This window comes from Cedecea neteri (assembly GCF_000757825.1).
Lineage (GTDB): Bacteria > Pseudomonadota > Gammaproteobacteria > Enterobacterales > Enterobacteriaceae > Cedecea > Cedecea selenatireducens.
Window position 1 is genome coordinate 1,829,969 of sequence record NZ_CP009451.1, and the last position, 13,654, is coordinate 1,843,622.

The following is a 13,654-nucleotide window of genomic DNA, read 5'->3' on the forward strand; positions in this document are numbered from 1 at the left end:
TTTTTTGTCGGGAAGACGGAAGGAATTCATTATTTTAGCAAAAGCTGAGTGAATACCAACCTGAATAGATAAATGCCCTCAATATCTGTGCAGCAATACGAAGGGCGGATTCTTTTGCTGCTGATGCCAGAGGCTGGTTACCCCTTCCCCACCTTGCTCCACAATGAGCCGGCGAAACGCCTCGCTGGTGACGTTTTCACGCTGTTCCAGCATGACTAACAGCAGCGGAAGCGTCACGCCAGAGATGACTTCGCAGTGCTCATGCTTATGGTTCATCAGCGCTGCGGTCCGATACGGCGCTTCACCGGTAATGTCGGTCAGAAAAATGACGCCGTCGCCCGAGTCGCAATGGTGGAGCGCATCGCACATCATCCGGCTCAGCATATTGGTGCTTAATCCTTCCCAGAAATTAACCGCACTGCACTGCGACTGCGGGCCAAAACGCTGCTCGATGGCATCCAGCATCTTTTGTGCGTAGTCGTCATGTCCGGCAATGACCCAACCCAGCATAAAGCATCTCCTTTTAATGGAGCGACAGTGTGCCAGAACGTCGAATAAGTAGCCTGATGCGCATCAATATGGAGTAAAAAAATCCCCCTAAAGAGGGGGATTCAGACGGGAGTATCAGGTACGCAGACCGCGACCGCGCTGGATGAGATACCAGCACAGCAGGTAAAACACGACGATAAAGATGGCCAGCACCCCAACGGTGGTCACCAGCGGCACATCGGTAATGCCCAGGAAACCAAAGCGGAAGCCGCTGATCATGTAAACAATCGGGTTCAGGTGCGACAGCGCCTGCCAGAACGGCGGCAGCAGGGTCAGGGAGTAAAATACCCCACCCAGATAGGTCAGCGGCGTCAGCACGAAGGTCGGGATCAGGCTGATGTCATCAAAGGTTTTGGCGAAGACCGCGTTCAGCAGGCCGGCCAGCGAGAATAATACCGCCGTCAGTACCAGCGTCAGCGCCACGAACAGCCAGGAATGCACCTGGAACGGCACGAAGAACAGCGACACCGCCGTCACCAGCACGCCCACACACAGCCCGCGCGCAACGCCGCCGCCGACATAACCCGCGATAATCACGTGCGTCGGCACCGGCGCCACCAGCAGCTCTTCAATGTTGCGCTGGAACTTGGCGCTAAAGAATGACGAAGCGACGTTGGCGTAAGCGTTGGTGATCACCGCCATCATGATCAGGCCCGGTACGATAAACTGCATATAGGTGAAGCCGTGCATTTCGCCGATACGCGAACCAATCAGGTTGCCGAAGATAATGAAGTACAGGGTCATGGTGATGACCGGCGGAACCAGCGTCTGGATCCAGATACGGGCGAAGCGGTGAACCTCTTTGGTCCAAATGCTTTTCAGCGCCACCCAGTACAGCTGCATCATGACCGATCCCCTTGTTTACCGTTTACCAGCGTCACGAACAGCTCTTCGAGACGGTTAGCTTTGTTACGCATACTTTGCACCTGGATACCCTGCGCGCTGAGCTGGCTGAACACGCTGTTAATCCCCTGCTCCCGCAGTACTTCCACCTCAAGCGTGGAGGTGTCTACCAGGCGATACTGATAGCCATCCAGCTTAGGCAATGGGCTCTTCGGCGCCAGATCCAGGATGAAGGTTTCTGATTTCAGCTTGGAAAGCAGCGATTTCATCGAAGTGTTCTCTACCAGTTCACCGCGCTGGATAATGCCGATGTTGCGGCACAGCATTTCGGCCTCTTCCAGATAGTGGGTGGTCAGAATAATGGTGGTGCCTTTATCGTTAAGATCTTTCAGGAACCCCCACATTGAGCGGCGAAGTTCAATGTCTACGCCAGCGGTTGGTTCATCCAGAATCAGCAGCTTTGGCTCGTGCATCAGCGCGCGAGCAATCATCAGGCGGCGCTTCATCCCACCGGAAAGCATACGGGCACGTTCGTTGCGTTTTTCCCACAGATCGAGCTGTTTTAAATACTTTTCACTACGCGCTATCGCTTCGCTGCGCTCAACGCCGTAGTAGCCCGCCTGATGCACGACTATCTGCTGCACCGTCTCAAACGGGTTGAAGTTGAATTCCTGCGGGACCAGGCCGAGCTGGCGCTTGGCGTTAACCACGTCTTTTTGCAGGTCGTAACCAAACACCCGCACGCGGCCGGAGGTTTTATTCACCAGCGAGCTGATGATGCCGATAGTGGTGGATTTGCCCGCACCGTTAGGGCCGAGCAGCGCATAAAAATCGCCCGCCTCAACACGAAGATCTATGCCGCGCAGCGCCTGGACGCCACCGTGATAGGTTTTCGTTAACTGTTCCAGTTCCAATGCAATTGTCATGGATATTCGCTTACCTTATTCGGTACTTGTTTGAAAATTCGTTGAGTTACCCTATATTACCCCATCGCACTTCTCGGGTGACAGGCGTTAACCTCACATGAAAGATATTGATTCCCTTATCAGCAATAATGAACTTTGGTCAAAAATGCTGGTTGAGGAAGACCCCGGTTTCTTCGAAAGGCTTGCCCAGGCACAAAAACCCCGCTTTCTCTGGATTGGCTGCTCCGACAGCCGCGTTCCCGCTGAACGCCTTACCGGCCTGGAACCAGGCGAACTCTTCGTTCACCGCAACGTGGCAAACCTGGTTGTTCATACCGACCTGAACTGCCTTTCCGTTGTGCAGTACGCCGTAGACGTGCTTGAAGTTGAGCACATTATTATTTGCGGTCACTACGGATGCGGCGGCGTGCAGGCTGCGGTAGAGAACCCGGAGCTGGGCTTAATTAACAACTGGCTGCTGCACATTCGCGACCTGTGGTTCAAGCATAGTTCGCTCTTAGGGGAACTGGCACCGGAACAGCGGATGGATACGCTCTGTGAACTGAACGTCATGGAGCAGGTGTACAACATCGGCCATTCCACCATCATGCAGTCTGCCTGGAAACGCGGCCAGAAAGTCACGGTTCACGGCTGGGTCTATGGGATTCACGACGGACGCCTGCGCGACCTCGAAGTGACGGCCACCAGCCGTGAGTCGCTTGAGCAGGGTTACCGCAGCGGGATTTCCAATCTGAAAAATACCCACCATAGCCACCGGAATCGCGCAGCTTCGCAGTAATCCCGGCAAAAGTGGATAGCAAAAAGGGCCCTTAAGGCCCTTTTTTGTTAGCTAGCGACTTTTACTCGTCGAGCATAACCACTTTGCCGACGAACGGCAGGTGGCGATAGCGCTGGGCGTAGTCGATGCCGTAGCCCACAACGAACTCGTCCGGAATAGAGAAACCAACGTATTCAACGTTAACGTTCACTTCGCGGCGGGTTGGTTTGTCCAGCAGCGTACAAATGGCCAGAGATTTTGGCTCGCGCAGGCTCAGGATTTCACGCACTTTGCTCAGGGTATTGCCGGAGTCGATAATGTCTTCGACGATCAGCACGTCTTTCCCGCGAATGTCTTCATCCAGGTCTTTGAGGATTTTTACGTCACGAGTGGTGGACATGCCGCTGCCGTAGCTGGAGGCGGTCATAAAATCGACTTCGTGGGATACCTGCACTTCACGGCACAGATCCGCCATAAACATAAATGAACCGCGCAGCAGACCTACCAGCACCATATCACTGCCGCTGTCGCGATAGTGTTCGGTGATTTGACGACCCAGTTCAGCAACACGGGCTTTGATCTCCGCTTCCGGGATCATCACTTCAACAGTATGTTTCATATATCTAACCATATGATTTAAAAACAAATCATTTAATGCTGGTGAACCTGCAGCCAACACAAAATATTGAGGCGAGGAGTATACCAGCAAATGGCCTTCACATCCGCACTTCAAAAAAAAGCCATAAATGTGACAACCATCACACTTGTTAATAACTATAATTAAATGCTATCAAACCTTTATGAGTGTGATAATTGTGAATACAAATAAAACCGGATCGCAACTATTTGTGACCCTCTCAGCCCTCTTTGCCGTTCTTTGCGGGCTCTATTTACTCTTTGGCGGGATATGGTTAGTGGCTATCGGCGGGTCGTGGTATTACCCGATCGCCGGCCTGGTGATGCTCGGCGTCGCCTGGCTGCTGTGGAAAAGCAAAGCCTCTGCGCTTTGGCTCTACGCAGCCCTGCTACTGTGTACTATGGCCTGGGGCGTCTGGGAAGTCGGCTTCGACTTCTGGGCGCTGACGCCACGCTGCGACGTGCTGGTGTTCTTCGGCGTCTGGCTTCTGCTGCCGTTTGTGTCTCGCCGCCTGGTAATTCCAGCAAGCGGCGCGGCGGCATCGCTGGTGGTTTCCCTGTTGATTACCGCCGTTGTGCTGGTCTGGGCGGGCTTTAACGACCCGCAAGAGATCAACGGTACGCTGCAGTTGGATAACACCGCCGCTGCCGCCGGGTCTTCAATTCCTGATGCCGACTGGCCAGCTTATGGCCGCAATCAGGAAGGGCAGCGTTTCTCTCCGCTCAAGCAGATCACCACCCAAAACGTGGGCCAGCTGAAGGAAGCCTGGCGCTTCCAGACCGGCGACGTGAAGCGTGCTACCGACCCGGGCGAAATCACCAACGAAGTCACCCCGATCAAAATTCGGGACATGCTTTACCTGTGTACCGCGCACCAGCAGCTGTTCGCGCTGGATGCGTCTACCGGGAAAGAGAAGTGGAAGTTTGACCCTCAGTTAAATACCGATCCTTCGTTCCAGCACGTGACCTGCCGGGGAGTTTCTTACCACGAGGCCACCGCAGACAACGCCTCTGCGGACGTTGTGGCCGACTGTCCTCGCCGCATTATTCTGCCGGTGAACGACGGTCGCTTGTTTGCTCTTAATGCCGACACCGGCAAGCTGTGTGAGAGCTTTGCGAACAAAGGCATCCTGAACCTGCAAACCAATCAGCCGGTGACCACGCCAGGGATGTATGAGCCGACTTCACCGCCTATCGTGACCGACAAGGTGATTGTGATTGCCGGGGCGGTGACCGATAACTTTTCCACTCGCGAACCTTCCGGCGTGATACGTGGTTTTGACGTTAACACCGGTAAACTGCTGTGGGCGTTTGACCCAGGCGCGAAAGATCCAAACGCTATCCCGGATGACGGGCATCATTACACGCTGAACTCCCCGAACTCGTGGGCTCCGGCGGCTTATGACGCAAAACTGGATCTGGTTTATCTGCCGATGGGCGTGACTACGCCGGACATCTGGGGCGGCAACCGCACGCCTGAGCAGGAGCGTTACGCCAGCAGCATTGTGGCGCTGAATGCCACCACCGGTAAGCTGGCCTGGTCCTATCAGACCGTACACCACGACCTGTGGGATATGGACATGCCTGCCCAGCCAACCCTTGCCGACATCACCGACAAGAGCGGCAATAAGGTTCCGGTAGTCTACGCTCCGGCCAAAACCGGCAATATCTTCGTGCTGGATCGTCGCGACGGTAAGTTAGTGGTTCCTGCGCCGGAACAACCGGTCCCGCAGGGCGCCGCTAAAGGTGACCATGTTTCCCCTACTCAGCCGTTCTCCGAGCTGACCTTCCGTCCGAAGAAAGATCTGAGCGGCGCGGATATGTGGGGCGCAACCATGTTTGACCAGCTGGTGTGCCGAGTGATGTTCCACAGCATGCGCTATGAAGGCATCTTTACCCCGCCTTCAGAGAAAGGAACGCTGGTCTTCCCGGGTAACCTGGGCATGTTCGAGTGGGGCGGGATTTCCGTTGACCCGAATAACCAGGTCGCGATGACCAACCCAATGGCGCTGCCGTTCGTGTCTAAGCTGATTCCACGTGGCCCTGGCAACCCAATGGAGCCGCCAAAAGACGCCAAAGGTTCAGGCACTGAATCCGGCGTTCAGCCGCAGTACGGCGTGCCGTATGGCGTCACGCTGAACCCGTTCCTGTCGCCGCTCGGCCTGCCGTGTAAACAACCAGCCTGGGGCTACATCTCCGGCGTTGACCTGAAAACCAACGAGATCGTGTGGAAGAAACGCATTGGTACCGTGGAAGACAGCATGCCGTTCCCAACCGGGATCCCAATGAAATTCCGCATGGGGATGCCGATGCTGGGTGGCCCAATCTCCACCGCTGGTAACGTGATGTTCATTGGCGCAACCGCAGATAACTACCTGCGCGCGTTTGATATGCGTGACGGGAAACAGCTGTGGGAAGCGCGTCTGCCAGCAGGTGGGCAGGCTACGCCGATGACGTATGAAGTTAACGGTAAGCAGTACGTGGTGATTTCCGCAGGCGGCCATGGCTCCTTCGGCACCAAGATGGGTGATTATATCGTGGCGTACGCTCTACCGGACGACGCGAAGTAACTCATTGCTGTAACGCATTGCGGGTGGCTCAGGCCACCCGCTCTTGCTTTTACGCGACGGTAAAACCGAGCATCATCCCGGTATCTTCATGCTCCAAAAGATGGCAGTGCGCCATATAGGCCGCTTCCTTCGGTGCGGCATGATCGAACTTCACCAGCACTTCGCTGCGCGCGCCTTCCACCTTCACCGTGTCTTTCCAGCCCTGACGATGTGCCGCCACCGGCCTGCCGTTCTCTGACAGAATGCGGAACTGGGTACCGTGAATATGGAACGGGTGGAGCATCATGTCGCCTTCCCCTGATATCGTCCATTTCTCGTACTTCCCCTTTTGCGCAGCAAACGCCGGAGTTGCCATATCAAAGGCTTTACCATTGATTTTGTTCGCGTTGTGGAAATCAAACCCGTGGCTCATGCCACCGTGGTTCATATTTCCCATACTGCCGTGGTCCATATTTTTCATGTTGCCATGATCCATATTGCCCATACTGCCGTGGCCGTCCATCGACATGCCTGCCATAGCCTGCATGCCGTATTTATCCATCAACGCCTGCATCCCCATCATGTCGAGCATCGGATCCATCATCAGCTGCAGCCAGCGTTCCGTCACGCCCTCCAGCGACGGTAGCGCAGGCACGTTGACCAGCTTGTCAGGCAACGTACCGGAGGCAGCGATGATCAGCGGCTGGATGTGAACAATCGGCGCTGGCTTATCAAATGGCGCCACGGTCATGCCCATTTGCTTCACCGGCAGGGTGACGATATCAAATGGCTTGCCGTCACGGGTATCCACCAGCACTTCAAACCGTTCGCCCATCAGCAATTCCAGCTCGGTGACTTTTACCGGCTCGGCCAGCAGCCCGCCGTCGCTGGCAATAACATAGAGAGGACGATTATCGCTGGCGGCAATATTCAGAGAGCGGGCATTGCAGCCGTTAAGCAAGCGCAGACGCAGCCAGCCGCGCGGATTGGAATGCTGCGGATAAACGGCACCGTTGCACAATAGCGTATCGCCGAACCAGCCTACGGCCGCGCTCATGACGTCCAGCTGGTAGTCAATCTCGCCGTCTTTACCGAAACGTTTGTCCTGGATAATCAGCGGAATATCATCAATTCCCCACTGCTTCGGCAGCATTAACTGAGCGCTTTCGTTATCCTCAATCAGCACCAGCCCGCCAAGCCCCATGGCAACCTGATGCCCGGTTTTGCCATGCTGATGCGGGTGGAACCAGCAGGTCGCCGCCCGCTGCTGCGGCGTAAAAGTCACGCTCCGCTTTGCACCCGCCGCGATAACGCCCTGTGGGCCGCCGTCAACCTCACCGCCGACTTCAAGCCCATGCCAGTGCACGGTAGTTTCTTCTGCCAGGTTATTATGGATATCAACCGTGACCGCTTCGCCCTGAGTCAGCCTGAGCGCCGGGCCTAGCAGCGAACCGTTGTAGCCCCAGGTTGTAGCCGTTTTACCGGCAAAAACGCTCTTTCCTGCATTAACGCTGAGACTGATGCTATTTTTAGCATCAGGGGCAAGCAAAGGCGGGACAGGCAACGCCGGACGATCGGCCGCCAGCACGGTACGGCTCCAGAGTGGCAGCGCGCTGAAAGCCCCGAGTGCCGCGGTATATTTCAAAAAATTACGGCGATGCATAGTCAGTTCCTTTCGTTGGCATACTTGGTGGCGAGCATAAACCTTTCCCTAACGGTAAGGTCAAGTTTTACGCTCATAATAAATATCGTCGACGCCCTTTTAACTGTGTTAACGTTTCGTATCTGAGAAAAAGTGGTAGACGTGATGAAGATGGGAGTTAGGGCGTTATTACTGGGCGTATTGCTGGCTTTTTCTACCAGCAGCCTGGCGCTAAGCGAGTCTGAAGCAGAGGATATGGCCGATCTGACTGCGGTGTTTGTGTTCTTAAAAAATGATTGTGGCTACCAAAATCTCCCGAACGGCCAGATCCGACGCGCTCTGGTGTTTTTTGCCCAGCAAAATCAATGGGATCTCACTAATTACGATAGCTGGAACATGAAAGCGCTGGGTGAAGACAGCTATAAAGATTTGAGCGGTATCGCTATTCCCACTGCAACAAAATGCAAATCTCTGGCAAGGGACTCCTTAAGCCTGCTGGCCTACGTCAAGTAACCTTCCCTCTCTCGCCGATGCTGAAATGTTGACCGTGCACCCACGGTCAATGTTGGCTATCATGTTACGCCGGATTTACAACGGTGTTAACAGAGGAGGCATCCCCGATGACCCATCCAACCGTGTGGCAGGAAACGCTACATGACAAGTTTGGCCAGTACTTTGCCATCGACAACGTCCTTTACCACGAAAAAACCGACCACCAGGATCTGATCATCTTTGAAAATGCGGCTTTCGGCCGGGTGATGGCGCTGGACGGCGTGGTGCAAACCACCGAGCGCGATGAGTTTATCTACCATGAGATGATGACCCACGTTCCGCTGCTGGCGCACGGCCAGGCGGAGCACGTGCTGATTATCGGCGGCGGCGACGGCGCAATGCTGCGTGAGGTTTGCCGACATCGCGGCGTGAAGACGATAACCATGGTGGAGATCGATGCTGGCGTTGTGGCCTTCTGCCGCCAGTATTTACCGAACCATAATGCCGGCAGCTATGACGACCCGCGTTTTACGCTGGTTATCAACGACGGCGTCAACTTTGTTAACCAGACCACCCAGACCTTCGATGTGATTATCTCAGACTGCACCGATCCTATCGGGCCGGGAGAAAGCCTGTTCACCTCTGATTTTTATCAGGGCTGCAAGCGCTGCCTGAATCCTGGCGGGGTCTTCGTTGCCCAGAACGGCGTTTGCTTCCTGCAGCAGGATGAAGCCATCGACAGCCACCGCAAGCTGGGCCACTACTTTGGCGACGTCAGCTTTTACCAGGCGGCTATACCGACCTATTTTGGCGGCATCATGACCTTTGCATGGGCAACCGATAACCCGGCGCTTCGTCACTTATCGAGCGAAATCATTCAGGCACGCTTTCATAAAGCCGGCATTTCCTGCCGCTACTATACCCCTGCAGTCCACACGGCCGCGTTTGCGCTTCCGCAGTATTTGCTGGATGCGCTGTCCTGACAGCCGCCCTCTGGAGACGATAAAAAATTGAAAAAACTGAAACTGCACGGCTTTAACAACCTGACCAAAAGCCTGAGTTTTTGTATCTACGATATCTGCTATGCCAAAACCGCCGATGAGCGTGACGGCTACATCGCCTATATCGACGAGCTGTATAACGCTAACCGCCTGACGGAAATCCTCAGCGAAACCTGCTCCATCATCGGCGCCAATATCCTGAACATCGCCCGTCAGGATTATGAGCCGCAGGGTGCCAGCGTCACTATTCTGGTGAGTGAGGAGCCCGTCGACCCGCAGAGTATCGACCAGTCAGAACATCCAGGCCCGCTGCCGGACGCGATTGTCGCCCATCTTGATAAAAGCCATATCTGCGTTCACACCTATCCGGAAAGCCATCCTGAAGGCGGCCTGTGCACCTTCAGGGCCGATATAGAAGTGTCGACCTGCGGGGTGATTTCTCCGCTGAACGCGCTCAATTACCTGATTCACCAGCTAGAAAGCGATATCGTGACCATCGACTATCGCGTACGCGGCTTTACCCGCGATGTGAACGGCCTGAAGCATTTCATCGACCACGAGATAAACTCAATTCAGAACTTTATGTCCGACGATATGAAGGCGCTGTACGACATGGTGGACGTCAACGTGTACCAGGAGAACATCTTCCATACCAAGATGTTGCTGAAAGAGTTTGACCTCAAACACTACCTGTTTAACGTCAAACCTGAGGAGTTGAGTGCCGAAGAACGAAAAACGATCGCCGACCTGCTGTGGAAAGAGATGCGCGAAATCTACTACGGCCGCAACATTCCGGCTGTATAAATCTTGATGACGTGGAGCGCCCGGGGCTCCACGTTACTCAACGCTGCTGCAGGAATTCCCGGTAAGCGTTAACCACCTGAAGAAAATCCTCTACGCCGCAAAAAGAGAGGCTTTCTTCGTCGTAATAGCTCATCCCCTCTTCTATCTCATCGCCGGAGATTTCCAGCTGATTGGCACGGACGATCACCTCTTCTTCGTCCAGCCACAGGGTATATTCATGCCCGGCACGCTGCCACTGACGTTCGCTGCCTTTCACCGAGAGCACGGCCTGCTCGACTTCATCCAGAAGCGCCAGATTGCCCTTCACTTCTTCATTAAACCAGTGGCCGACAACCTCGTGCCCCATCGACATACGCACCTTCACCACGCCGGTGATGTCACGCAGAAATTCATAGTCCATCGCTGTTTCCTCTACATCGCGGGGGAAATCCTCACCCACGCTTACAGGCTTAATTATCGCAGCAAAGTTGGGGGAAAACAGCGGGGCGAGTACAAGGCCGAGAAATAAAAAGGTGAGAGCGGGACCCTGCGGTCTGATGCCCTCACCCGTCCCTCTCCCGTAGGAGAGGATGCAAACGCTAAAAACCGTCTCTTCAGAGACGGTTTTGCTGTTTATACCGCAGTCTGGAAGATAACGCCGTCAGCCTTCTCGGTGTACTGAGAAAGCTGGTCAAAGTTCAGGTAGCGGTAGGTATCCACCGCCGTTTTATCAACCTGAGCCATGAAGGTCTGGTATTCATCAGGGGTTGGCAGTTTACCCAGCAGGGAAGCGACTGCCGCCAGCTCTGCGGACGCCAGGAAGACGTTCGCCCCGGTGCCCAAACGGTTCGGGAAGTTACGGGTCGAGGTCGATACCACGGTTGCCCCATCCGCCACGCGAGCCTGGTTACCCATGCACAGGGAGCAGCCTGGAATTTCGATACGCGCCCCGCTCTTACCGAACACGCTGTAATAACCTTCTTCGGTCAGTTGAGCCGCATCCATACGGGTTGGCGGAGCCACCCACAGGCGGGTTGGCAGCTGACCTTTGTGGCTGTCCAGCAGCTTACCGGCAGCACGGAAGTGGCCGATGTTGGTCATGCAGGAACCGATAAACACTTCATCAATCTTCTCACCGGCAACGTCGGACAGCAGACGAGCATCGTCCGGGTCATTTGGCGCGCAGAGGATAGGTTCTTTGATATCGTTCAGATCGATGTCGATCACTGCCGCGTATTCTGCGTCAGCGTCGGCTTCCATCAGCTGTGGATCGGCCAGCCATTTTTCCATGCCCTGAATACGACGCTCAAGCGTACGACGGTCGCCGTAACCTTCGGCAATCATCCATTTCAACAGCACGATGTTGGAGTTCAGATACTCTTCGATCGGCTCGCGATCCAGCTTAATGGTACAACCTGCGGCGGAACGCTCAGCGGAAGCATCGGTCAGCTCAAACGCCTGCTCAACTTTAAGCGTTGGCAGACCTTCGATTTCCAGGATGCGGCCAGAGAAGATGTTTTTCTTCCCTTTCTTCTCGACGGTCAGCAGGCCCTGCTTGATAGCGTACAGCGGAATAGCATGCACCAAATCACGCAGGGTAATACCCGGCTGCATTTTGCCTTTAAAGCGAACCAGCACGGACTCCGGCATATCCAGAGGCATAACGCCGGTCGCGGCGGCAAACGCCACCAGGCCAGAACCCGCTGGGAATGAAATCCCGATAGGGAAACGGGTGTGGGAGTCACCGCCGGTGCCAACGGTATCCGGCAGCAGCATGCGGTTCAGCCACGAGTGAATGACGCCATCGCCCGGACGCAGAGACACGCCGCCACGGTTCATAATGAAATCAGGCAGAGTGTGGTGAGTCGTCACGTCAACCGGCTTCGGATAAGCGGCGGTGTGACAGAAGGACTGCATCACCAGGTCAGCGGAGAAGCCAAGGCAAGCCAGGTCTTTCAGCTCATCACGGGTCATTGGGCCGGTGGTGTCCTGGGAGCCTACGGAAGTCATCTTCGGCTCGCAGTAAGCGCCAGGGCGCACGCCATCTACGCCACAGGCGCGGCCAACCATTTTCTGCGCCAGCGAGTAACCACGGGTGCTGGCAGCAACGTCTTTCGCCTGAACGAAGACTTCGCTGTGCGGCAGGCTCAGCGCTTCACGCGCTTTGGTCGTCAGGCCACGGCCGATGATCAGCGGAATACGGCCGCCGGCGCGGACTTCGTCCAGCAGCACGTCGGTTTTCAGTTCAAAGTTGGCGATTACCGCGTCGGTGTCGTGATTACGCACTTCGCCTTTGTACGGGTAAATGTCGATAACATCGCCCATATTCAGGTCATTTACGTCAACTTCGATCGGCAGTGCACCGGCATCTTCCATGGTGTTAAAGAAGATTGGCGCAATTTTCCCGCCGAGCACGACGCCGCCGCCGCGCTTGTTCGGCACGTTCGGGATGTCGTCGCCCATAAACCACAGCACGGAGTTGGTGGCGGATTTACGGGAAGAACCGGTGCCCACAACGTCGCCCACGTAGGCCAGCGGGAAACCTTTCTTCTGCAACGCTTCGATCTGCTTGATCGGGCCAATAGCGCCAGCCTGATCCGGCTCGATGCCTTCGCGGGCATTTTTCAGCATCGCCAGGGCGTGCAGCGGGATGTCCGGGCGGGACCAGGCGTCCGGCGCAGGAGACAGGTCATCGGTGTTGGTTTCGCCGGTGACCTTAAAGACGGTAACGGTGATTTTCTCGGCCAGTTTAGGGCGAGACAGGAACCACTCGGCTTCGGACCAGGACTTCAGTACCTGCTGAGCGTAGGTGTTGCCCGCTTTGGCTTTCTCTTCTACGTCGTAGAAGTTATCGAACATCAGGAGCGTGTGGGACAGCGCTTTGGCGGCAATCGGCGCCAGCTTTTCGTTATCCAGCGCGTCAATCAGCGGATGAATGTTGTAGCCACCCTGCATGGTGCCCAGCAGTTCAATGGCTTTTTCAGGGGAGATCAGCGGGGAAGTGGCATCGCCTTTGGCAATGGCAGCAAGGAAACCTGCTTTCACGTAGGCGGCTTCATCAACGCCCGGCGGTACACGGTTAGTAATCAGATCTAACAGGAATGCTTCTTCACCTGCGGGTGGGGTTTTCAGCAGCTCAACCAGTGCGGCCATTTGGGTGGCATCTAAGGGTTTTGGAACAATCCCTTCTGCGGCACGTTCAGCTACGTGCTTACGGTATTCTTCTAGCACGACGGTTCTCCTCGCTCTCATTGTCATTTGGCGCCACCGGATCTCTCTCTTCACGCTCCTGTGAGACAGCAGTTTGTAGGGTAAATGCCCGGTACCGCGTCGGGCAGCATATCAGGATTTTCAGGGGGTGTTAATCTGTTTACAAAAAAGCAACATTAAAACATTGCTGAATCGTTAAGGGGGAATAGATTACTTTTTGATATGACGTTCAGGCACAAAAAAACCGCATTTCGGCGGTTCGTTTG

At 55.1% G+C, this 13,654-nt stretch carries 12 protein-coding genes; 5 read left to right on the forward strand and 7 right to left on the reverse strand.

What is annotated here, in order from left to right:
• Positions 1-78: 78 nt before the first annotated feature.
• From JT31_RS08380 to JT31_RS08390, 3 genes are all read right to left on the reverse strand, one after another.
• Positions 79-510 carry a PTS sugar transporter subunit IIA gene (locus JT31_RS08380; RefSeq protein WP_038475489.1) on the reverse strand — a complete coding sequence of 144 codons (432 nt, stop codon included), beginning with the start codon at positions 508-510 and terminating at the stop codon, positions 79-81.
• 114 nt (positions 511-624) lie between these two features.
• Positions 625-1,395 carry an ABC transporter permease gene (locus JT31_RS08385; RefSeq protein ID WP_038475492.1) on the reverse strand — a complete coding sequence of 257 codons (771 nt, stop codon included), beginning with the start codon at positions 1,393-1,395 and terminating at the stop codon, positions 625-627.
• Complete coding sequence (locus JT31_RS08390; RefSeq protein WP_038475495.1) at positions 1,392-2,318, reverse strand: ABC transporter ATP-binding protein; 927 nt, start codon at positions 2,316-2,318, stop codon at positions 1,392-1,394. Before JT31_RS08390 ends, JT31_RS08385 begins: the two co-directional genes overlap by 4 nt.
• 97 nt (positions 2,319-2,415) lie before the next feature.
• Between JT31_RS08390 and can the strand changes: the two genes are divergently transcribed.
• Entirely contained in the window at positions 2,416-3,096 is a 681-nt protein-coding gene (gene can / locus JT31_RS08395; protein ID WP_038475498.1) for a carbonate dehydratase, read from the forward strand.
• Positions 3,097-3,157: 61 nt separating this feature from the next.
• On the opposite strand, the gene hpt is transcribed toward can, so the two are convergent.
• Complete coding sequence (hpt, locus tag JT31_RS08400; RefSeq protein ID WP_008461837.1) at positions 3,158-3,694, reverse strand: hypoxanthine phosphoribosyltransferase; 537 nt, start codon at positions 3,692-3,694, stop codon at positions 3,158-3,160.
• A 181-nt stretch (positions 3,695-3,875) separates the two neighbouring features.
• On the opposite strand from hpt, the gene JT31_RS08405 reads away from it, so the two are divergent.
• The gene (locus JT31_RS08405; protein WP_052048988.1) at positions 3,876-6,281 is read left to right on the forward strand and encodes a glucose/quinate/shikimate family membrane-bound PQQ-dependent dehydrogenase; all 2,406 of its coding nucleotides are present in this window, start codon (positions 3,876-3,878) and stop codon (positions 6,279-6,281) included.
• A 49-nt stretch (positions 6,282-6,330) separates the two neighbouring features.
• Here the strand turns inward: JT31_RS08405 and cueO are convergent, their stop codons facing one another.
• Positions 6,331-7,923 carry a multicopper oxidase CueO gene (gene cueO / locus JT31_RS08410; protein WP_038475503.1) on the reverse strand — a complete coding sequence of 531 codons (1,593 nt, stop codon included), beginning with the start codon at positions 7,921-7,923 and terminating at the stop codon, positions 6,331-6,333.
• A gap of 144 nt (positions 7,924-8,067) precedes the next feature.
• On the opposite strand from cueO, the gene JT31_RS08415 reads away from it, so the two are divergent.
• The 3 genes from JT31_RS08415 to speD all read left to right on the forward strand — a co-directional run bounded on the left by JT31_RS08415 (position 8,068) and on the right by speD (position 10,199).
• Positions 8,068-8,415 carry a YacC family pilotin-like protein gene (locus tag JT31_RS08415; RefSeq protein WP_038475505.1) on the forward strand — a complete coding sequence of 116 codons (348 nt, stop codon included), beginning with the start codon at positions 8,068-8,070 and terminating at the stop codon, positions 8,413-8,415.
• A gap of 107 nt (positions 8,416-8,522) precedes the next feature.
• Positions 8,523-9,377: a polyamine aminopropyltransferase gene (gene speE / locus JT31_RS08420; RefSeq protein WP_038475506.1), complete on the forward strand. Its 855-nt coding sequence runs from the start codon at positions 8,523-8,525 to the stop codon at positions 9,375-9,377.
• 27 nt (positions 9,378-9,404) lie between these two features.
• Complete coding sequence (speD, locus tag JT31_RS08425; protein ID WP_038475509.1) at positions 9,405-10,199, forward strand: adenosylmethionine decarboxylase; 795 nt, start codon at positions 9,405-9,407, stop codon at positions 10,197-10,199.
• Positions 10,200-10,236: 37 nt separating this feature from the next.
• On the opposite strand, the gene yacL is transcribed toward speD, so the two are convergent.
• Together yacL and acnB are read right to left on the reverse strand one after the other, a co-directional pair.
• A complete protein-coding gene (gene yacL, locus JT31_RS08430; RefSeq protein WP_038475512.1) occupies positions 10,237-10,599 on the reverse strand; it encodes a protein YacL in 363 nt (120 codons plus the stop codon).
• 212 nt (positions 10,600-10,811) lie between these two features.
• Positions 10,812-13,409 (reverse strand): bifunctional aconitate hydratase 2/2-methylisocitrate dehydratase, encoded by a 2,598-nt coding sequence (acnB, locus tag JT31_RS08435; RefSeq protein ID WP_144244038.1) that lies wholly within the window; start codon positions 13,407-13,409, stop codon positions 10,812-10,814.
• Between the last annotated feature and the right edge of the window lie 245 nt (positions 13,410-13,654).

Coding starts and splice junctions, on each gene's coding strand:
- yacL (WP_038475512.1), bottom strand. CDS start 10,599: ATGGACTATGAATTTCTGCGTGACATCACCGGCGTGGTGAAGGTGCGT.
- JT31_RS08385 (WP_038475492.1), bottom strand. CDS start 1,395: ATGATGCAGCTGTACTGGGTGGCGCTGAAAAGCATTTGGACCAAAGAG.
- JT31_RS08405 (WP_052048988.1), top strand. CDS start 3,876: ATGAGTGTGATAATTGTGAATACAAATAAAACCGGATCGCAACTATTT.
- JT31_RS08380 (WP_038475489.1), bottom strand. CDS start 510: ATGCTGGGTTGGGTCATTGCCGGACATGACGACTACGCACAAAAGATG.
- speE (WP_038475506.1), top strand. CDS start 8,523: ATGACCCATCCAACCGTGTGGCAGGAAACGCTACATGACAAGTTTGGC.
- hpt (WP_008461837.1), bottom strand. CDS start 3,694: ATGAAACATACTGTTGAAGTGATGATCCCGGAAGCGGAGATCAAAGCC.
- cueO (WP_038475503.1), bottom strand. CDS start 7,923: ATGCATCGCCGTAATTTTTTGAAATATACCGCGGCACTCGGGGCTTTC.
- JT31_RS08415 (WP_038475505.1), top strand. CDS start 8,068: ATGAAGATGGGAGTTAGGGCGTTATTACTGGGCGTATTGCTGGCTTTT.
- can (WP_038475498.1), top strand. CDS start 2,416: ATGAAAGATATTGATTCCCTTATCAGCAATAATGAACTTTGGTCAAAA.
- JT31_RS08390 (WP_038475495.1), bottom strand. CDS start 2,318: ATGACAATTGCATTGGAACTGGAACAGTTAACGAAAACCTATCACGGT.